Source organism: Labrys sedimenti, assembly GCF_034424805.1.
Classification (GTDB): domain Bacteria; phylum Pseudomonadota; class Alphaproteobacteria; order Rhizobiales; family Labraceae; genus Labrys; species Labrys sedimenti.
Window position 1 is genome coordinate 17,407 of sequence record NZ_JAXOUF010000030.1, and the last position, 18,890, is coordinate 36,296.

An 18,890-nucleotide genomic window follows, 5' to 3' on the forward strand; every position below is an offset into this window, starting at 1 on the left:
TCGTGCATCCGGCGGCCACAACAGCGGCGAGAACACAAAGTCGAAGGGGCTGGCGCAACGAATGTGCTCCTGAATGAATTGTGCGCCGGCGGGCGCCTATCCATCCTCGTTACCTTCAGTTGGGTGGCACCCGGTTGATGCAGATCAAACGCTGGTCGTTTGCATGCGAACCGGTTCTGGCGGCCGGTCTTGCCGGCTCGGCGCAAGGATGTTTGCATGTCGTCGGGAGCCGGCGTCGAAACCGATCGGCAGGAACGGCCGCGCTGGGATGGAATCAAGGCACCAGGACCGCCGCGCCTTGAAAGCGCCCGGCTCGCAGATCCGCGAGCGCTTCGTTCGCCTGCTCCAGAGCGTAGGTGGTGACCGTTGTCCGGATACCCGCCTTCGGCACGATTTCCAGGAATGTCTCGGCGTCGGCCCGTGTCAGGTTGGCGACTGAAACGAGCTGCCGTTCTTCCCACAGGATACGGTAGGGAAATTGCGGTATGTCGCTCATATGGATTCCGCCGCAGACGACTTTGCCGCCCTTGCGGACAGCGCGCAGCGCCTGGGGTACGAGTTCACCGACAGGGGCAAAGATGATGGCAGCATCCAGGGGCTGAGGCGGAAGCTCATTGGATCCCCCCGCCCAGGCCGCGCCCAGCGAGAGGGCAAGCGTCTGGGCATTGTCGTCGCCCGGTCGCGTAAAAGCGAAAATGTCCCGCCCCTGCCAGCGGGCCACCTGGGCAAGAATGTGGGCAGCGGCTCCGAAGCCATAGAGACCGAGGCGCTGTGCGTCGCCGGCCATACGCAGGCAGCGCCAGCCGATCAGGCCGGCACACATCAAGGGAGCCGTGGCGACAGGATCCTCGCATCGTGGCAGGGGAAAGACGAAGGCCGCATCCGCCAGGACATGGGTGGCAAATCCCCCGTCGCGCGAATAGCCGGTGAAGGCGGGCTCATCGCACAAGTTCTCATGGCCGGACGTGCAATAGGGACAGCGGCCGCATGTGTGCCCGAGCCAGGCAACGCCCACGCGTGTGCCGATATCCAGCCCTGTCACGCCCTTGCCGACACAGTCGATGATTCCAACCACCTCATGTCCGGGGACGATCGGTGTTCTCGGGTCGGGCAGTTCACCGTCGACCACATGCAGGTCCGTCCTGCAGACGCCACAAGCCTCGACCTTCACTCTGACTTCGCCGAAAGAAGGCGTTGGATCGGGACGGACCTCCAATCGGAGCGGCTGTCCTGTCTGATGAAGCACCATGGCCTTCATTGCATCGTCCATGATCGGGGGGGCGGAAATGTATGCGAATGTCGACTTTGGTCGATACTGCCCGATACCCCCTGGGTTTCATTCCAGATCATATTTGCCCTGTAGCGGCAGGACGGCATTCAATGCTTGCTGCCAGGTCAACACGCCTCCTGGATCGGGCTCGATGTCAGCGACAGTCCATGGGCGCCTTCCGGAATGTTCACCGGAGCGCATCGGCTTGACGGCCACCGATTGCGTCGCATGCAGACCGGCTATCTTGCGGATCTCTTGCAGACACAGCTGCTCCAATCGCACCGCGGGCAACTTTTGCCGTGCCATGCTCATTGCCTCCAATCTCTCGGATGGCCGCCATGCAATCGCCCGGCTCATTCCGCCGCTGGCAATCCGATCGGCACGATGTCGGGTTCCCGTCGCATCCAGTCATTCAGTCGCGCGATCAGTTCGTCGTAGGGGATGCTGAGCGTCAGGCCGTGCCGTTCTCCAAATGACACATAGGACGTTCCGTCACCGTCGAGGCTGATATATTTCACCTGATTGGGGTTTATGGCGTATCGCTCCCCGTTGGACGTCACTTCGATCAAACCGCCACTCACGCGCGCTCTCCGGAAATGCCTGTTCAGGCCTCTGTTGCGTCAAGGGAAGAAGGATGACGACATCAAGCCTACCGATTTCGACAGGTCTCCTACGCCGGGGGCACAGGGATGACCTCTGGTTTCGTTCACTATGGATGCCTTCGACGAAACCGACGTTGATCTGCGTCAAGGCTGTGCGCCGTTCTGCGCGATTCCGGCGTGTAGCCCTTGCCAGGCAACACGGAGGCGGCGTGTCGAGATAAAGGCGGCCGCCCGGCTTTGGTCAGTCCGGGTTGCTTTGATCTACCGCAAGACCCGTGTTCCGATGGGGGTCTACGTTCTTCGGGTATTTGAAAAACAGGGCAATAGCGACATGTCGGAGGCTCCCTCCTCGGGTCCCAAGAGTTTTCCCCGCCTCAGCTTTTTCGGCGCCACACAGACTGTAACCGGATCGTGCTTTCTGATCGAAACGCCCAAGGCCAAGGTTCTGGTCGATTGCGGTTTGTTCCAGGGATCCAAGACTGAGAAGGAACTCAATTACCGCCCGTTTCCCTTCGATGCCCGCAGCATCGGTGCGGTTCTTTTGACCCATGCTCACATCGATCATAGCGGCCTGCTGCCCAAGCTCATGCGCGAGGGCTTTACCGGACCGATCTTCGCGACGGCGGCCACGTTTGACCTGTGCTCGGTCATGCTGCCGGATTCGGGCCATATCCAGGAGGCGGAGGTCCAGCAACTCAACATGCGCAACCGGCGTCGTGGCCTGCCGACCGTCACGCCGATCTACACCGTGGAGGATGCCACTGCCACGCTGGCTCTCTTCAGGCCTGCCGCCTTCAAGATCTGGCTTCGCATCGCCAACGGGATCAGGGCTCGCTTCTGGAACGCAGGCCATTTACTCGGCTCGGCTTCGATCGAGGTCGAGATCACGGACGAGGCCGGCAAGATCACGAGACTGCTGTTTTCCGGTGACCTCGGGCCCGGCCATAAATTGTTGCAGGCCGATGCCGAAGCTCCTGCAGGTTGCGACTATGTCGTCTGCGAGTCGACCTATGGTGATACGGATCGAGCCGATGCCTCGACCGAAAAACGACGGCACCTGCTGAGCCGCGAGGTCAAGGAGGCCGCGCGCTCGAACGGGGCCTTGCTGATCCCGTCTTTTGCCGTCGAACGAACGCAGGAACTGCTGGTCGATCTGGTCAGCCTGATGAATGCGAATGAATTGCCGAGGGCGCCGATCTTCATCGATTCTCCCCTTGCGACCGCGGCCAGCGGCGTATTCGCGAAATATGTCGACCAGATGCCCAGCGGCGAGGCTCTGACCTCGGCCTTGCAGGCCCCTAATGTTCATTTCACCGAGAGCGTGGAGCAGAGCAAGGCCATTTCCCGCTTCCGTAACTTCCACATCGTCATTGCCGCCAGCGGCATGTGCGAGGCGGGACGCATCCGTCACCATCTTCGCAATTGGCTGTGGCGGGAGGAGGCGACGGTTTTGCTCGTGGGTTACCAGGCCCAGGGCACACTCGGTCGTCTCCTTCTCGACGGCACCTCCCGCGTGCGACTGATGGGCGAGGAGGTGGAGATCCGCGCCCGCATCCGATCCATCGATCTGTATTCCGGCCATGCCGATGCAGGAGAACTGCTGTCATGGCTGCAGGCGCGGCTGCCTGTCGCGGGCAACGTCTTTCTGATCCATGGCGAGCGCGAGGCCATCGCCGCCTTCAAGAACAGCCTGGCGGGTGCCCAGCCCGGGTTGCCCGTATTGGTGCCATCGATCGACGAGGTCTTCTTGCTGGATGGCGGAATTGGGCAACGCCTCGACCGACCGCATCCGCCACGCATTGCGCCTGAGAATTCCGGGCGGCTCGACTGGAACAACGAATTGTCCGAGCTTTTGTTGGACATCAGCCAGACCACGGCACAGGCTGCGGACGAACGTGCCAGGCGCGTGATCATCCGACGCTTGCGCAAGGCATTGGCAAAGGAGGACGCCCCCTCATAGAGCGTTTTCCAGAAAAGTTGATTGACTTCTCGATTAAGAAAACACGTCAAAACAAAGAGTTAGAGAGCAAAGTGCGATTCCGGGAAATCGCACTTTGCTCTAGGAGCATTCTCGACCGTTTCCGCATCCGGCGGTTCAAGTCGTTCCAAGGTCCATGGAGACCAGGGCCAACGTGGAATCGCCTGGCACCGGTGCGACGCTAAAGCCCATGTTGCGCTCCAGTTCAATGGCGTCGTAGTTGGCTCGGCTCTCGAGGGACTCGATCCGGCGCATGCCGCGCCGTCGCGCCTGCTCGGCCACGAAGCTCAGCAGTTCCCAGCCAATTCCCCGGTTTCGGTAGTCGCCGTGGACGCTGATGGCGACCTCGCCGCGCTGACCGTCGTCGCTGCGGACCAGCATGGCGGTGGCGACTGCCATATTGCTGGCCTGATCGAAGGCAAGAAAGGTCTCGACGCGGTCGTGATCGGCATTTGCCATCTTGCTTATCCATTCCGAGCCCACCTCGCTGATGGCTGAGAGGAAGCGGAACCGTAGATCCTCCTTGCGCAGATGATGAAACAAGTCGCTCAGGACGGTGGCGTCGCCGGGCGTGACAGGCCTGATCCGGATTGCAAGTCCCGTCCGCGTTTTCAGTTCCTTGATGGGGTCGTTCATGTCGGGCCTCCCTGGCGACAACTGCATTGTCCGCCGTTCTTTTCTCAAGTCTCGCTTCCTCTGTCCTTGAGGGGGATCAAATCCCCTGGCGGATTCGAGCTGAAATCCGGCTGGCTCATCTAGGAGAGGACCGTTGCGCATTGCTTGCAGCGATTGGCATGGGTCCGACGCGGCTGGCAGGTTTCGATGGTCTGCGGATGGCCAGGGGCTTCAGCAGCTCGACACAAACAAGATAGAGGATGACGATGCCGGCCGTGGCCAGAAGCAGACCTGGGGGTGGTGCGACGAAGCCGAACCACGGGCCGAGTGGTGTGAAGGGCACGACGAGCGCGACCAGCAGGGCAAACAGGGACGAAGCCGCCAGCATCGGACTTGGCCGATTGCGCCAGGGGCGTCCGGCGGTACGGATCAGGAAGATCACCAAGATCTGCGTGGCCATCGATTCCAGGAACCATGTGGTTCGGAACTCGTCGGGGGTGGCGTGGAAGATCGCCAGCAAGACAGCAAAGGTGAGAAAATCGAACAGGGAGGACAGGGGACCCATGAGGGCGGCAAAACGCAGCAATCCGCCCATGTCCCAGACCTGAGGCTCGGCGATTGCCTCGCGGCGGACCTGGTCGAAGGGAATGCCGATTTCCGACAGGTCATAAAGTAGGTTGTTCAACAGAATTTGGGTCGGCAACATGGGCAGGAAAGGGAGCAAAATGGATGCCAGCGCCATGGAGAGCATGTTGCCGAAATTCGAACTGGCACCCATGCGGACATATTTGAGGATGTTCGCAAATGTTCGTCGCCCCTCTTCCACGCCGGCGGCGACGACCTCGAGATCGGAAGCCAGCAGGATCATGTCCGCGGCAGCCTGGGCGACCCCGGTGGCTCCCTCGACCGACAGGCCGATATCGGCGACTTTCAGGGCGGGCGCATCGTTTATGCCGTCGCCGAGATAGCCGACGATCGCCTTCGATTGTTGCAACGCCTTGATGATACGAGATTTTTGATCGGGCGTCAGTCTTGCAAAGGCATCCACCGACCGCACCTGCACCGCCAGAGCCTGGTCGTCGAGTTTGGCAATATCGCTCCCGGATAGAACTATCTGCCCCTCGAGACCGACCAATCCGGCCAATCTTCGCACGACGAGCGGATCATCCCCGGAAAGGATCTTGAGGCGCACACCGATCTTCGCGAGATGGGCGATGGCGGGGCCGGCGGTCGGCTTGGGAGGATCGGCAAATGCACAAAATCCCTCCAGGGTCAGACATTGTTCGTCCTTTTCGGTGACTTCCTGCCTTTGCTCCGGCCAGGGACGCGCGGCTACGGCGATGCTACGCAGACCCTCCTGCGCCATGCCATGAAGGATTTCCAACGCCTTTGCCCGTCCTTCCGCCGTCAAGGGCAGGATTTGTGCGCCGTCTTTCACATGCGAGCACAAGCCAAGGACAGCCTCCGGTGCGCCTTTGACGATGAGCATTGGGCCATCCGGCCCTTTTGCAAGGACCGAACCCAGCCTGCGCGTATAATCGAACGGGCGACGCCCTATGAGAGTCCAGGAATGCGAGGGCTCTTGTTCGGCCGCGATCAAGGCGGCATCGAGGGATCCTCGGTCGCCTCCCCGGATCGGCCGCAACTGCCGCCAGACCGGCTGGGCGCCCCGTCTGCAAGCCATGGACGTCGATGCTCTTGGCAAGCGTGATCAGGGCAGAGGTCAATGTGCCGGTCTTGTCGGTGCACAGGACGGTCATGGCCCCGAGATCGTGAATGGCTGCTAGTCGCTTGACGATGACCTTGCGGCGCGCCATGCGGATCGCTCCGCGCGAGAGTGTTACCGTGGTGATCATTGGCAGCAATTCGGGGGTGAGCCCGACGGCGAGTGCGACGGCAAACAGAAGAGAATCGAGCGGCGGCCGGCCGAACATCACACGGGCGGCCAGAACAAGCACAACCAGGGCCAAGGTCAAGCGAGCGATCACCAGGCCGAATTCGCGCAGGTCACGCTGGAAGGGAGAGGGGGCGCTCGCTTCCCCTAGCATGCTGGCGGCAGCGCCGAAGATGGTTGCTCTACCAGTCGTGACCACCAGTGCCATCGCCTCGCCCGTTTGCGCGACGGCACCACGAAACACTGCGTTCGAGGCATCGGCCGGATTGGCTGAACTCACCGTACCCGGGGACTTCTCAACCGGATAGGGTTCCCCGGTCAGCGCTGCCTCGGCCGCGGTAAAGGCGGTACTTTCCACGACCAGAGCGTCGGCTGGAATGACGTCGCCGGCGCGTATGCGCACGATATCGCCGGGCACGACCCTCTCGACGGCAACCTGCTTGAAGATGCCGTCGCGCTTGACCTCGGCCTTGAGGGCGACCGAGCGGCGGAGGGCTTCGGCTGCCCGCGTCGCGTGCCCCTCCTGGAACGTATCCAGCCCGATGGAGATTGCCAGGATTGTGACGATGATGGCCCCGCCAATGGCGTCGCCGGTCGTGATGGAGACGAGACCGGCACCAAAGAGAATGAGCGAAAGCGGTTCCAGCAGACGGCGCAGGATGGCATGCAGCATTGTCTCGTGCCGGCCGTTCCGATCGGCGTTGAGGCCGAACCTCGCCAGCCTTTTTTCTGCCTCGCTCGAAGCCAGGCCGTTTTCGCCGCAGTCCAGCGTCCTGAACCAGTCGTCCGGGGAGTGCATCCAGAACGCAGCTGTTTCGCCTTGCGAATACTGGGGGTGCGAATGCTCGGGTGATGCTGTTGATGCCATAGTGCCGCCCCGTCAGGAAGTAGGCGTTCCAGCGACGGGTCCGATTGCGGGTTCCCGTGTCGGGAAGCCGGAAGAGATCGCTTGCTCCGCGCGGATCAGAAGTGTCGGGGCCTCGTCTGCCATGGCCTGTTCCTCATTGGTCGCCATCATCGGCGCGCATGTTTCGCCGGTGTCGGTGCTGATCCTGCGTGCCTTCTCGTCGTCGGCCTCGATTTCGAAGCCGAGGCCGGCCGGATCCTGTCTTTGGAAGCTCGACCTGCTGGTGGAAAAGCCAGGATTGCTGGTGAGAAGCACGTCGGTCATCGAGGGGACCTTCCCTTGGCCGCCAGCTTGGCGAGTGCGATCGAGGCGAGGCGGACGTCGACCGAGTCGGATCTGCTGGTGAGAATGATGGGAACGCGGGCGCCGAGAACGAGGCCTGCAGCGTCGGCTCCTCCGAGGTAGATGAACTGCTTGGCCAGCATGTTCCCCGCTTCGAGGTCGGGCGCGACCAGAATGTCCGCCTGCCCCGCGACAGGGGAGACGATGCCCTTCATGCGGGCGGCAGCGAGATCGACAGCGTTGTCGAAGGCCAGCGGGCCGTCGACCTTGGCACCAGTGATCTGTCCCCGCGCCGCCATGATGCTGAGTGCCGCTGCGTCGAGCGTCGCGGGCATGGCGGCATTCACCGTTTCAACCGCCGCGAGAACGGCCACCTTCGGTTCGGCGATGCCGAGCACATGCAGCAGATCGATGGCATTCTGGCAGATATCGCGCTTGTGATCGAGGGTAGGGGCGATGTTGATGGCCGCGTCGGTGACCACCACCAGCCTGGCATAGGCCGGTATGTCCAGGACATAGACATGGCTGATGCGTCTCTGCGTACGCAGGCCGGATTGGGGAGCGATCACGGCCGCCAGCAATTCGTCGGTATGGAGGCTACCCTTCATCAAGGCTGCGGCATGCCCGCTGGCGGCAAGGGCGACCGCTCGCTCCGCAGCGGCGTGGCTGTGTTCGGTGGCCTCGATGCGTATGCCCTCCAGGCTCAGGCCAGCCTGCTCGGCCACGGCCCGGATCTTGGCGTCAGGGCCAACCAGGATGGGTTCGATCAGGCCTTCGGCGCGTGCTTCGAGTGCGGCCTGGATAGCCTCCGGCTGGCAGGGATGGACCACTGCCGTGGTGAGCGGCGGCAAGGCGCGTGCTTCGCGCAGGAAGGGGGCGAACCGGCGCCGACACTGGAACGATATCTTCGGGGGCAGCGCGGATCGACGTGCCAGTCTTCCCGAGGGTGCGATGACGACGGTGGTGCCGGCGAGCACTTCGCTGCCTGTCTGGTCGAGGCAGCGCGTTTCGAAGGTGACGGAGCGGTCCGCGGGGTTTTTCACCTGGACGGTTAGGGTGGCCGTTATCGCGTCTCCCGCCGATACCGGGCGAAGGAATTCGAGCGTCTGGCTGCGATAGGTCGTGCCGGGTCCGGGCAATTGCGTATCCAGCACTGCCGAGATCAGGCTGGCTGCCCACATGCCGTGAATGACGGTGGGACCACGGGCATCGCCCGCCGCAATGCCGGGATCGAGATCGCCTGGACTGCGGTGGCCCGATGCCATGGCAAGAAGCCTGATATCGTCATCGTTGACGGTTCGCGTGAGGCTGGCGGAGTTCCCGATTGCCAATTCATCGAAGAGGTAGTTGACCAGGAGAGGCGTGGACATGATCTCGTTCATGGTTGCAGCACATGGGTTCCAGGCACATCGTCGAGGGCCCGGAACCTGCCGATGAACCTGGCCGAGCGGTCGCGCCAGGATTGAGCTCACGCGACCGGCAGGACGACTCTAATTGAGCCTCCTCAGGGGGCCTTGATACGGATCAAGGAGGCGCCGCATGCCGGGGCACCGGTGCTGGCGCGGCTAGTGAGACCCAGTGATCGCCTTCCCTTATGATATTTGGTTTTTACCGCTGCCCAGGCGACGCGGTGGGCTATTTCCTCACGGCGGCGCGAGTTGCACCGACCGTAGCCGTCCCAGGCATGGTTGAAAGCCGCGCGATAGATTTCTTGCGCGTGATGAGGCAGCCTTGCACGTAATATCGGTGGCAGATCGTCGATTGTCGGATAGGGCATCGTTCATTCCTGTCGATCAGGAGAGCGCTTTACCGCCGTCGCGAAGCCTTGTAGGCAACAAGGACGGTGAGACACACTCCGAGCAGGAGCATCGCCAGCCATGCCAGCATTTTGAGATCATTGGTAAATTGGTCAACGAGGGCCTCGATCATATTGGCCTCCTGGCCTTGAGCGGCAGCTCTGTCGAACGCAGCATCCGGTTGACCTGGGTGCGCGAAGCCGCCCGTGTCGAGCCTATTGGCGATGATGGTACCTTGCTGGCGCAGGACATTCCGCAACTGGACGCTGCGGGAGCGTAGCAGGGATGCGCAGCCATGCCGGCCTGGATGTTCTCAACGGCCGTTGTCACGTTCCTCTCCCTAAAGATCCTCTCTGCACTTTAGGGCCATCGGAAAGAATGGCGTTGATCTATCGCAAATGAATGTCTCCGGCCGCGCGGCCTTGGCATTCGCTTGCCTCTGAGTAGGCAGTTCAAGCCTGTGTGGTGTGTCGCTCCCCGGATTGTTCGGCTGTTCGCTTGGCTGGTACGAGATGGAGGACTCTCTCGAACAGATGGTCGTGCCCTTCGCTGCGGCCGATGTGGATGACACCGCTCTGTTTCAGGTCTTCGTGAAGGATTTGCAGGAAGCGCCGATGTGTTTCTCCCGTCACGGAGTCGAGCACTTCGTCCATGACGATCCAGGCCGGCCTGTGCAGGATGAGGCGCGCAAAAGCGAGTGCCTGCTGTTCGTCTTCATTGAGCTGGCGATCCCAGCGCCCCGGTTCGTCAAGCGCGGCCGCAAGCCCCTTCAGACCGACCCTGTCGAGAGCCGTTTCATAAGACCTCGTCTCAAAAGATTCGGCCGGAACGGGGTAGGCGAGGGCCTCGCGCAAATTCCCCGGAGGAAGGTAGGGGGTACGAGGCATGTACGTGATCGCCTCTCCTTTCGGGCGTACGATCCTGCCCGATCCCCATGACCAGAGCCCTGCCAGGGCGCGGAAGAGCAGGGTCTTGCCGCTGCGCCGCTCTCCGACAATCGCCACCTTCTCGCCAGCCTCGACGGTGGTGCTTTCCTCCCGCAGCCGCGTGCTTCCGTCGGGAACGAAGACGCAAAGGCGATCCAGGCGGTAATGTCCCGGTTCGCCTTCGGTCAGTTGAATCTGATCGACGCCATCTCGCTCCGTATCGTCCCGTACCGCTGCTCGTCGAAAGGTTGAGACCCGCAGTAATGTTGCACGCCAATCCGCGATCACGCTGAAATTGTCGACAAACCAGCGTAGCGAGGATTGGACCTGGTTGAACGCGCCGACTGTCACCATCAGCCCACCGAATGACAGGGAGCCGGAAAAATACGCGGGTGCTGCCACCCCAACCGGAGCTACCAGTGCAGTCCAGCCATAACCCGATGTGATCCAGGTGAGCCTCGTCTGGCCCCATGCCAGCCGTCTCATAGCGGCCAGGACCTTGGCCAGATCGATCGTTATCCGGCGTCTCTCGTCGGGCTCGCCATTCGCCAGGGTGATCGCATCGATGTGCTCGCTGACACGCATCAGTCCATAGCGCAGATCCGCCTCTCGGCTATAGCGTTCGGCATTCAGGCCGACCAGCGGCCGGCCTACCAGATAGCTTAGCAGGGAGGCCGAGCCAGCATAGAAAACTGCCGCCCATACCAGGTAACCGGGCACGGTCAAGGTGGTCGCGCCCAGGTGAAAGACAAAGCCGTTCGACAACGCCCACAGGATGCTGACGAAGCTGAAAAGCAGCACCGAGGCTTGCAGCAAGCCGATGCCCAGGTCTGTCGAGAGTTCCGTCAGGTGGCGTGCATCCTCATGCATGCGCTGGTCGGGATTAATCCCGATCGGGCGCGTGGAGAGCCGAAAAGCTCGTCCCGGTTTCATCCATTGCTCGACAAGGTCGTGAACAAGGCCCTCGCGCAGCTTGATTTTTATCGATTGATTTAACCAGGCTTGCGCAACGTTCATCACAAGCAGAGCGATGGCAATTTGCGCAAAGCGGAAGAGTTGATTGATGAATTCCTGCCAATCCTTTCGCGCCAGGGCATCATAGAAGGGCTGGTTCCACTCGTTGAGCTTGATCTGGCCATAGGTGGTCAGGGCGATGACCACCACAATCGCGAAAGTCAGTGCGGCAAAGTTTGTTCGGATCGGTGATACCCAGAATGCACGCAGCATCACGCCAAGCTCGGGCATCAAGGCTGCCTGCGCGTCGTCGACAGGCTTGAGGGCGGCTTCGCCGGTTGCGACGGCCATGGGCAACACCTCCAGGACAGCCAGGAAATCGTCCGTTCACACTGTTCCGCTCATGGGAACACGATTTTTGCGGGGTGCCCCTTGATCTTGCTCAAGGAAGGTGGCTGTCGCGACGACCATGTTGCAAACTCTTCAGATAGCGGTTCTCCGTCTGGAGCTGTCTTCACTTCTGGGAAGTGCACCATGTCGAAGGCCATCACTCCGAGTGCTCTGCGCTGCCGGTAATGGGAGCGCAAGTATCTGGCTAACCACCTGAGCCTGTGCAGCGTTTCAATCAACAAAAGCAAGAATTCTTGGAGCGGAATGCAGTCGACTTGCCGCACATGTTGTAATCCGTCGTGTGAAATCGTGGTTTCGAGCAGTGTAGCGTACAATGGCGTACGCCTTGGTTGCGGCCCCCCGCAACCAATTCTGTCATAAATCGATTACCGTCCAGGTTTGATCACCTGGACGGTTTTTGCGTTTGTACCCATGGGCGAAAATGAATCATAGCGGAGAACTGCGTCTGGGGGCAGTCCGCACCGTTTCTTCACCGCCCAGCCCAACTCGGCAATCTCGCTCCCAATCGATAAGACAGTCGATGGCATCCTCGTTTGGCCGCTCCCAGACCGTGCCCTATTCGGCTGCCATTGCCGACGCCATGACGGGATGCTCGTCTCGCGGTTCCCTCGATGGACGTCATCTACAGGCGGCTTGATACGGAACCCGGCGTAGAGCGCCGGGAGGAACAGCAAGATGAGCACTGTGCCGGCCGACGCTCCGTCTGCCTAGTATCGACAAGGCGCATTTCAATTGCATGGATTATGAATGAAACTGATTGTAGGCTTTCAACATGACAGTGCCTCAATCTCGTAGCGAATTCTCGCTTAATCAGATCGATCTAAACCTGTTGCGGGCCTTCGACATGCTCATGCAGGAACGAAGTGTTACGCGGGCGGCGATGAGACTGGGACGAACCCAGTCGGCGATTAGCCATTCACTCGGAAGATTGCGTGAGATTTTTAAGGATGATCTGTTTTCAAGAGATTCTGGATCGATGGAGCCGACGCCTCGCGCAAAGGAGTTGGCAACCGTCATCTCGCGCGCATTGGCTGATATCCGGTCGGTGGTCGATAGGCACCTCAACTTTGAACCAGCGGAGACGTGCAGAAACTTCCGCGTCGGAGTTTCCGACTCCACGGCGATCACCTTCCTGCCTGGATTATTCCAAGCCTTCTCAAGTCAAGCACCTAATGCGACTTTGAACGTTCTGCATGCTCGAGTGGCCGACGTCCCTTCAATGCTGAAGAACCGGGAAGTGGAATACGTCATTCTCGGCAATACGACATTGCAGGAAGGGGCATTGAGCGTGATCGAGCTTTCTAGAGACAGGATGGTCTGCGCGGGCTGGCGGGGCAATCCGCTCCTCGACGATTTCACCCTCCAAGATTATCTTGACTCGCCCCATCTCCAGATTTCGGCGGATGGGACGGCGACCGGTGTCGCCGACATCGCGCTTAAGAGTATGGGACTCGCGCGTCATGTAGTCGCCACCATTCCCCACTATTTGGTCGCGCCCTGGATCATCAAGGGAACCCAGCTGATCACCGTGTTCGGCGACGGAATGCTTCCCGCACTTTCGGAAGAGAGCGAAACCCGGATCGTTTCATCGCCGATCCCGCTACCTGATGTGACGCATTCACTCATCTTCGAGCGGAGTATGGAAGAAGATCCGGGGCATAAGTGGTTCCGAGGCCTCATCAAATCAGTGGTCGATGCTCAGCGTCAGCACAAGGAAGCGGTCTATCGGCGTCTCAGTCTGGCTTCGAACCGTTTTGACGCAGGGAACTAGAGGAGCTCGATCAGGGCTTCGACTTCTATGGCCGCCTGGAGCGGAAGTGACGCAACGCCGATCGTGCTGCGGGTATGACGGCCCTGTTCGCCGAACACCTGGACCATAAGATCAGACGCGCCGTTCATGACGCGGGCATGTTCGGCGAAAGTGGCCGGCGCGGCGATGAAGCCGGCAAGGCGAATGATCTGCCTGATCCGGTCTAAGTTGCCGAGCGCGGCCCGGGCCTGGGCGATGGCATTGATCGCAGCCACCCTCGCAGCACGTGCACCGTCCTCCACGGACACATCCAAACCAATCAGTCCCTTTGCAACGAGCTTGCCATCAGTATCAAGGCAGAGCTGTCCAGAAACATAGAGAAGATTTCCAATTTGGCGGGGTTGAGACATAATTCGCCGCGGACTTGGGCGGCACCGGGAGTACTATGCCAAGTTGGGAAATGCGCGCTTCAAAGGAAGATGTCATGTGATTGTTCTTCATGGATTGCTCAAGAAGCCGTACGCCGCTCATACGCCTTCACAATGCGCTCAAGCCCTTCTTCAATTAGCGATTTCGACGTTCCGAGATTGAAGCGGACATGTCCCTCGCCGCCAGTGCCGAGATATTCACCGAAGGTGACGGTGACATGAGCCTCGTCCTCGAAGAAACGCTGCAACTCGCCGATCGACAGGCCAAGGCGGCTGAAATCGAGCCAAGCGAAATAGGTCGCCTCGGGCTTGGTCACTGTCACGATCGGAAGTTTCTCAGCCAGAATAGATTGCATGAACGCAAAGTTGTCTTCTAGGTAGCGAACGAGAGCGGCTGACCATTCGTCACAGTCTCGGAAGGCAGCTTCGGTAGCTGCCTGACCGAACATGCATCCGCCGAAATGGAGGTTGGTCCGCTGCAGTCCGTGCATGTAAGCGGCGCGAAGCTCCGGATTCTCGGCGATCACGAGCGAATGCTTGAGCCCGGTCACATTGAAAGACTTACTGGCGGAAACCAATGTGATCGAATTCATGGACGCTGCGGCCGAAAGGCTGGCAAAGGGTGTGAACGACACGCCGCCGAACACCAGTCCGCAATAGACCTCGTCCGTAACGACGACGATTCCACGTGCAAGGCAAAGAGCGCTCAGCCGGTCAAGCTCGCCGCGGTCCCACACGCGCCCGACGGGATTGTGCGGGCTACAGAGGAGGAACAGCCTCGTCCTCTCCGTAATCTTGGCGGCGAGATCATCGAAGTCCATTTCATAGCGGCCATTCCGCTTGATCAATGGGTTTTCCACGGCGACCCGACCGTTCGCCGAGATTATTTCCTGGAAGATATGATGGACCGGCGTCTGAAAGAGGATCTCATCGCCGAGCGCGGTCAGCTCCTCGATGATCAACTGCATGGATGGATAGATGCTGACGCCGCTGGCGACCCAGTCCTTCTGAAGCCGCCAATCAAAATGCCGTTCGAAATATCCCATGACGGCCTCGAAGTAGGAGGTCCGCTTGTGAGGATATCCGAAATGCCCGGCCCTGCTGACTTGCTCAAGTGCGGCGCAGATCGGCGGAGCCGATCGAAAGTCCATTTCGGCCGTTCCAAAGCAAAGGAGCGTGGGGTCGCCTTTGCGGGCGATCTCGTATTCCCATTTGGCGGTGCTCAGACCGGCCCGGCTCAGAGGCCTGTCGAACTCGAAATCGACATGCTCCGGACCCGCGGATAATCGAGCTGCCATTTGTGTGTGAATTTTGGTCATGCGTCATCCTTGGGCGCGAGCGTTTGAGGCCGGCGCCCTTGTTGAAAAACGTTGGTCTCTAAAGGACCCGCGCCAGAAATTCGCGCGTGCGAACCGACTTCGGATTGGCGAGCATCTCGCGTGGATCGCCCGATTCCACGACAACGCCGCCGTCCATGAAGATGAGCTGGTCCGCCACCTCACGCGCGAAACCAATCTCGTGTGTCACCACGATCATGGTGATGCCTTCCCGCGCAAGATCCTTCATGACCTCGAGAACTTCGCCGACGAGTTCAGGATCGAGCGCCGAGGTCGGCTCGTCGAAAAGCAGCACCTTGGGGTTCATGGCGAGCGCCCGAGCGATGGCGACGCGCTGCTGTTGACCGCCGGAAAGCTGCTTGGGATAAGCATTCCGCTTTTCGGCAAGTCCCACGCGTTTGAGCAGCTCCAGCGCCTTGGCCGTCGCATTCATGGCGGACTCGCGCCGCACCCGCACTGGAGCCTCGATGAGGTTCTCCAGCACGGTCATGTGCGGGAAAAGGTTGAACTGCTGGAACACCATGCCGATGTCGGCCCGGCGTCTACAGATCGCCGCCGGTGGAAGTTCGTGGAGCTTATCACCCTCCAGCCGGTAGCCTACGAAGTCGCCGTCGACGAGCAGGAGCCCGCCATTGATCTCCTCGAGGTGATTGATGCAACGCAGGAACGTGCTCTTGCCCGATCCGGACGGTCCAATGATGCAGGCGACCGAGCCCGCTGGCACAGTGAGGTCAACGCCCCTCAGGACTTCAAGATGGCCGTAGGATTTGCGAATACCCGCGGCATGGACCATCGTGGTAGGGGCCACTCCGAAGCGGCCATGGTGAGTGAGAGGGGGGCTCATGCCGCGACCTCCTTCCTACGAAGCCGAAACGCGTTGCCGAAGAGCGTGCTGAAGAGGCTTGCCTCGTTACGATATTCGTCCCGGCTGAAGTGGCGTTCGAGATAGTATTGTCCGATCGACATCACCGAGACGATGACCAAGTACCAGAAGGTGACGACGATCAGGAGCGGGATCGTCTCGAAAGTGCGGGCATAGATTGCTTGCGCGGAGTAAAGCAGGTCATTGACCGCAATGATGCTGACAAGTGAAGTCGTCTTCAGGAGGTTGATTGTCTCATTGCCGGTCGGTGGGATAATCATCCGCATCGCTTGCGGCAGCACGATCCGGCGAAGCGCCAGGCTCGGCTTCATCCCGAGGCACGCGGCGGCTTCTGCCTGTCCTTGACTGACCGATTTGAGGCCGCCGCGGATGATCTCGGCCATGTATCCAGCCTCATGTAGCGACAGCGCGACGACAGCCGACAAGAATGGCGTCATGATATCGTTCGTGGCAACTGAAAACACCATGCCGTAGCCAGGCAGCCAAAGGCTGAATGCCTTGACGATGAGCGAAAGGTTATACCAGAGGATCAATTGGACGAGCACTGGCGTTCCTCGGAACAGCCAGACGAAGACGGCGGCAGGCACCGAAAGGAGCTTGCTTGGCGACAGCATCATCAAAGCGGCGATAGTTCCGCCGATGGCGGCCAGAACCATAACCACGGTCGTAATGACGACGGTCTGCAGGAGACCATTCATGACCAATGGATTGAAGAGATAGCCCGCCACGATCGGCCATTGGAATTCCGGATTCGAGATAGCCGATCGCACCATCATGATGACGGCGATAACCACCAGAACCACGGCGGCCCATCGCCACGGATGGCGCAATGGGACGACTGTCAGTTTCCCAGGATCAATGGTTGATGCCTTTACGGGCGTCAGATGTGCTTTATTCATGGGTTCTTCCGCTCGTTTCGACGGGCTGAAGTGCGGCGTAGAAATGCGCGCACTCCTATTCGGTGAAGGTCGGCACGCCAGGGGGGGAGCGCGCCGGCGAGCCGGTCACTCCGCGAGCTGGGCGGCGTCAGTGTAGACCGCCGGCCTGGGCAAGGCCGAGGTGGTCATATTGTACTTCTTCAAGATCTGTTCGTAGGTTCCGTTCGAGATCAGCTTCCGAAACGAAGCTTCGAGCATAGCCGCGGTTGCCTTGTCGCCCTTGGCGATCGCGACGCCGAGCGGGGTCGGGTAAAAGCTGTTGCCGGTGACAACAAGCTTCCCGCCGCTGGTCACCTCATAGTAGCCAGCCGACGTCGAGTCATCGAGCCGGGCTTCTGCGCGGCCGGAGAGAACGGCCTGGATCGTATCCTTTTGCTCCGGATAGATCGACTTCTTGATGGCAGGCAAGTTAGCTGCCGTGCAGTCGGCGTCGAGTTTGTCTGCCGCAAAGTCTGCGGCCGTACCGGTCTGAACGGCCACGCTGGCGCCACATAGGCTGTTTTTAGCAGCAAATTTATCCTTCATTGCCGGTGTCGTCACGACGACGGTTCCTGCCTGCATGAAGGTCACGAAGTCGACCTGCTTTAAGCGCTCTTCGGTAACAGAGAAGGTGGCCCAGCCGACCTTGACGCGTCCAGCGGCGAGGCCGGGGATCTGCGACGCGAAGGGTATGGTGACGATGTCGAGCTTGGCGTTCAGCAGCTCGGCGACAGCGGTGGCCAATTCCACATCGAGGCCTGCGGCCTTTCCCTGTTCGTCGATATACTCGAACGGAGCGTACCCAAGGGAACTGGAGATTGTTAATTTGCCGGTTTCCTTGACCTCTTTGATGACCGAGATTTCGTCGGCTCCGGCGCTGGACACAGCGGCAGTGATAGATACCGCGCTGAGTGCAATTCGGATGAAAGTATGCATGGAGTTCCCCTTGTTTTTGGTTGCGCCAGGATAATGTTCGGGGGAGAAAAATCATTCAAATTAATAGTTTGTATCTTACAAATGAATTGAGTTCATGTTTGCAAGGCCCCAAACTCAACGGCGAAAACGGTCATCAATTCGGCATCTATCCCCGCCATTGAACTATGTTTGCCGCAGCCGATACCGGAAAAGTTAAGACAGCCCGGAAAATGTCCGAGCTTCGACTGCGGTCGGTGATTATTCATTTCAAGTGCAGAAGTGGATGTTGTCGGCCAGGATAAGAACTGCTTCCAGGCACGGTTAGGCTAACTGGACGATGAACATCATGCCGTTGAGGAAGTTTTCCGAGAAATGACCTGAGCCTGAGGTCTTTCAACACCTGCTCTTCGATGTCCTTTCATCTGGTCTGTTTGGAGGACAGTCGCAAATGCAAGTCGCTCACACGACATTTACGGGCCTCCTACGATCTGGTGCCCGCGTAGTATTGCGAAAAGTGGAGCTTGCCTGGCGGCTGCCCCATGGTTGCGCCAAATTATTCAGCCCACGCTGGCGTCCCGCGAGGAAAATCGGCCGCGGTCAGTTGCGCCAGAAGACCAAAGCCGAGCCGCCCCACTCAAGGACAGAACGAAAAAGGCGCGATAGACGGCCTCAACGAGCGCTAGGTCACCGACTTGTTGATTTCCACTGAGAAGTGACCGGGGGGTGGAGTGCTCCCCTGGAGCTGGACCACGAAGGCCTCGAACTATAGCGTCGGAGACTTAATCGGAGGCATATCCAGCGCCGTGCACAGGCTGCATCATTTGACCAACTTCGCTTGCGCGGGGTAGTTTAATTGCGCTCGGAAAACCGCCCGAGCGTGGTGGCGATGTGCCCGGCGAGCTGGTCGAGGGCCGAGCTCATCGCCTCGACCTGGGCAGGCGCGCCGGCATCGGCCGGAGGCACGGCGATATTGGCCTGGGCCGCCGCACTGCGGCCGCCATTGCGGTAATGCAGCCGCCATTGCG

17 protein-coding genes and 2 pseudogenes are annotated in these 18,890 nt (G+C 60.0%); 4 read left to right on the forward strand and 15 right to left on the reverse strand.

From position 1 onward, the window contains the following. Nucleotides 1-274: 274 nt before the first annotated feature. From U1R88_RS33020 to U1R88_RS33030, 3 genes are all read right to left on the reverse strand, one after another. Nucleotides 275-1,258, reverse strand: a complete 984-nt coding sequence (locus U1R88_RS33020; protein ID WP_322435132.1) for a zinc-dependent alcohol dehydrogenase family protein — start codon at nt 1,256-1,258, stop codon at nt 275-277. Between the two features lie 78 nt (nt 1,259-1,336). After that, a complete protein-coding gene (locus U1R88_RS33025; protein ID WP_322435133.1) occupies nt 1,337-1,576 on the reverse strand; it encodes a hypothetical protein in 240 nt (79 codons plus the stop codon). Between the two features lie 47 nt (nt 1,577-1,623). Next, nucleotides 1,624-1,851, reverse strand: coding sequence for a hypothetical protein (locus tag U1R88_RS33030; protein ID WP_322435134.1), 228 nt, complete (start codon nt 1,849-1,851; stop codon nt 1,624-1,626). Between the two features lie 352 nt (nt 1,852-2,203). Here U1R88_RS33030 and U1R88_RS33035 point away from each other — a divergent pair, with 352 nt between their 5' ends. Next, entirely contained in the window at nt 2,204-3,832 is a 1,629-nt protein-coding gene (locus tag U1R88_RS33035; RefSeq protein ID WP_322435135.1) for an MBL fold metallo-hydrolase, read from the forward strand. A gap of 135 nt (nt 3,833-3,967) precedes the next feature. Here the strand turns inward: U1R88_RS33035 and U1R88_RS33040 are convergent, their stop codons facing one another. From U1R88_RS33040 to U1R88_RS33060, 5 genes and pseudogenes are all read right to left on the reverse strand, one after another. After that, nucleotides 3,968-4,486: a GNAT family N-acetyltransferase gene (locus U1R88_RS33040; protein ID WP_322435136.1), complete on the reverse strand. Its 519-nt coding sequence runs from the start codon at nt 4,484-4,486 to the stop codon at nt 3,968-3,970. 115 nt (nt 4,487-4,601) lie between these two features. Continuing rightward, nucleotides 4,602-7,227 (reverse strand): annotated as a pseudogene (gene mgtA / locus U1R88_RS33045) (magnesium-translocating P-type ATPase). Nucleotides 7,228-7,239: 12 nt separating this feature from the next. Next, nucleotides 7,240-7,530 (reverse strand): hypothetical protein, encoded by a 291-nt coding sequence (locus U1R88_RS33050; protein ID WP_322435137.1) that lies wholly within the window; start codon nt 7,528-7,530, stop codon nt 7,240-7,242. After that, a complete protein-coding gene (locus tag U1R88_RS33055) occupies nt 7,527-8,918 on the reverse strand; it encodes a bifunctional enoyl-CoA hydratase/phosphate acetyltransferase (protein WP_322435138.1) in 1,392 nt (463 codons plus the stop codon). The genes U1R88_RS33050 and U1R88_RS33055 overlap by 4 nt, the downstream gene beginning before the upstream one ends. A 134-nt stretch (nt 8,919-9,052) precedes the next feature. Then, on the reverse strand, nt 9,053-9,325 hold the full coding sequence (locus U1R88_RS33060; protein WP_322435139.1) for a ChaB family protein: 273 nt from the start codon (nt 9,323-9,325) through the stop codon (nt 9,053-9,055). Between U1R88_RS33060 and U1R88_RS33065 the strand changes: the two genes are divergently transcribed. Continuing rightward, nucleotides 9,280-9,624 carry a hypothetical protein gene (locus U1R88_RS33065; protein WP_322435148.1) on the forward strand — a complete coding sequence of 115 codons (345 nt, stop codon included), beginning with the start codon at nt 9,280-9,282 and terminating at the stop codon, nt 9,622-9,624. The genes U1R88_RS33060 and U1R88_RS33065 overlap by 46 nt on opposite strands. Nucleotides 9,625-9,796: 172 nt before the next feature. Here the strand turns inward: U1R88_RS33065 and U1R88_RS33070 are convergent, their stop codons facing one another. Then, complete coding sequence (locus U1R88_RS33070; RefSeq protein ID WP_322435140.1) at nt 9,797-11,575, reverse strand: ABC transporter ATP-binding protein/permease; 1,779 nt, start codon at nt 11,573-11,575, stop codon at nt 9,797-9,799. Between the two features lie 832 nt (nt 11,576-12,407). Between U1R88_RS33070 and U1R88_RS33075 the strand changes: the two genes are divergently transcribed. After that, nucleotides 12,408-13,406, forward strand: a complete 999-nt coding sequence (locus tag U1R88_RS33075) for a LysR family transcriptional regulator (RefSeq protein WP_322435141.1) — start codon at nt 12,408-12,410, stop codon at nt 13,404-13,406. Here the strand turns inward: U1R88_RS33075 and U1R88_RS33080 are convergent. From U1R88_RS33080 to U1R88_RS33100, 5 genes and pseudogenes are all read right to left on the reverse strand, one after another. Then, nucleotides 13,403-13,871: pseudogene (locus U1R88_RS33080) on the reverse strand (RidA family protein). The gene U1R88_RS33075 and the pseudogene U1R88_RS33080 overlap by 4 nt on opposite strands. 22 nt (nt 13,872-13,893) lie before the next feature. Next, complete coding sequence (locus U1R88_RS33085; RefSeq protein ID WP_322435142.1) at nt 13,894-15,132, reverse strand: MalY/PatB family protein; 1,239 nt, start codon at nt 15,130-15,132, stop codon at nt 13,894-13,896. 58 nt (nt 15,133-15,190) lie between these two features. Further along, a complete protein-coding gene (locus U1R88_RS33090) occupies nt 15,191-15,994 on the reverse strand; it encodes an amino acid ABC transporter ATP-binding protein (protein WP_322435143.1) in 804 nt (267 codons plus the stop codon). Beyond that, nucleotides 15,991-16,932 (reverse strand): amino acid ABC transporter permease, encoded by a 942-nt coding sequence (locus U1R88_RS33095; RefSeq protein ID WP_322435144.1) that lies wholly within the window; start codon nt 16,930-16,932, stop codon nt 15,991-15,993. The genes U1R88_RS33090 and U1R88_RS33095 overlap by 4 nt, the downstream gene beginning before the upstream one ends. Before the next feature lie 105 nt (nt 16,933-17,037). Further along, nucleotides 17,038-17,886 carry an ABC transporter substrate-binding protein gene (locus tag U1R88_RS33100; protein ID WP_322435145.1) on the reverse strand — a complete coding sequence of 283 codons (849 nt, stop codon included), beginning with the start codon at nt 17,884-17,886 and terminating at the stop codon, nt 17,038-17,040. A 389-nt stretch (nt 17,887-18,275) separates the two neighbouring features. Here U1R88_RS33100 and U1R88_RS35765 point away from each other — a divergent pair, with 389 nt between their 5' ends. Beyond that, nucleotides 18,276-18,368, forward strand: coding sequence for a MucR family transcriptional regulator (locus U1R88_RS35765; RefSeq protein ID WP_322435146.1), 93 nt, complete (start codon nt 18,276-18,278; stop codon nt 18,366-18,368). Between the two features lie 346 nt (nt 18,369-18,714). Here the strand turns inward: U1R88_RS35765 and U1R88_RS35770 are convergent, their stop codons facing one another. Beyond that, nucleotides 18,715-18,879 carry a hypothetical protein gene (locus tag U1R88_RS35770; RefSeq protein WP_425545520.1) on the reverse strand — a complete coding sequence of 55 codons (165 nt, stop codon included), beginning with the start codon at nt 18,877-18,879 and terminating at the stop codon, nt 18,715-18,717. Nucleotides 18,880-18,890: the final 11 nt, after the last annotated feature.

What these genes read in the sequence shown, in the direction of transcription:
- U1R88_RS33035 (WP_322435135.1), top strand. Translation starts at nt 2,204, where the DNA reads ATGTCGGAGGCTCCCTCCTCGGGTCCCAAGAGTTTTCCCCGCCTCAGC.
- U1R88_RS33090 (WP_322435143.1), bottom strand. Translation starts at nt 15,994, where the DNA reads ATGAGCCCCCCTCTCACTCACCATGGCCGCTTCGGAGTGGCCCCTACC.
- U1R88_RS33085 (WP_322435142.1), bottom strand. Translation starts at nt 15,132, where the DNA reads ATGACCAAAATTCACACACAAATGGCAGCTCGATTATCCGCGGGTCCG.
- U1R88_RS33040 (WP_322435136.1), bottom strand. Translation starts at nt 4,486, where the DNA reads ATGAACGACCCCATCAAGGAACTGAAAACGCGGACGGGACTTGCAATC.
- U1R88_RS33050 (WP_322435137.1), bottom strand. Translation starts at nt 7,530, where the DNA reads ATGACCGACGTGCTTCTCACCAGCAATCCTGGCTTTTCCACCAGCAGG.
- U1R88_RS33060 (WP_322435139.1), bottom strand. Translation starts at nt 9,325, where the DNA reads ATGCCCTATCCGACAATCGACGATCTGCCACCGATATTACGTGCAAGG.
- U1R88_RS33070 (WP_322435140.1), bottom strand. Translation starts at nt 11,575, where the DNA reads ATGGCCGTCGCAACCGGCGAAGCCGCCCTCAAGCCTGTCGACGACGCG.
- U1R88_RS33020 (WP_322435132.1), bottom strand. Translation starts at nt 1,258, where the DNA reads ATGAAGGCCATGGTGCTTCATCAGACAGGACAGCCGCTCCGATTGGAG.
- U1R88_RS33100 (WP_322435145.1), bottom strand. Translation starts at nt 17,886, where the DNA reads ATGCATACTTTCATCCGAATTGCACTCAGCGCGGTATCTATCACTGCC.
- U1R88_RS33025 (WP_322435133.1), bottom strand. Translation starts at nt 1,576, where the DNA reads ATGGCACGGCAAAAGTTGCCCGCGGTGCGATTGGAGCAGCTGTGTCTG.
- U1R88_RS33055 (WP_322435138.1), bottom strand. Translation starts at nt 8,918, where the DNA reads ATGTCCACGCCTCTCCTGGTCAACTACCTCTTCGATGAATTGGCAATC.
- U1R88_RS33075 (WP_322435141.1), top strand. Translation starts at nt 12,408, where the DNA reads ATGACAGTGCCTCAATCTCGTAGCGAATTCTCGCTTAATCAGATCGAT.
- U1R88_RS35765 (WP_322435146.1), top strand. Translation starts at nt 18,276, where the DNA reads ATGTCCTTTCATCTGGTCTGTTTGGAGGACAGTCGCAAATGCAAGTCG.
- U1R88_RS33095 (WP_322435144.1), bottom strand. Translation starts at nt 16,932, where the DNA reads ATGAATAAAGCACATCTGACGCCCGTAAAGGCATCAACCATTGATCCT.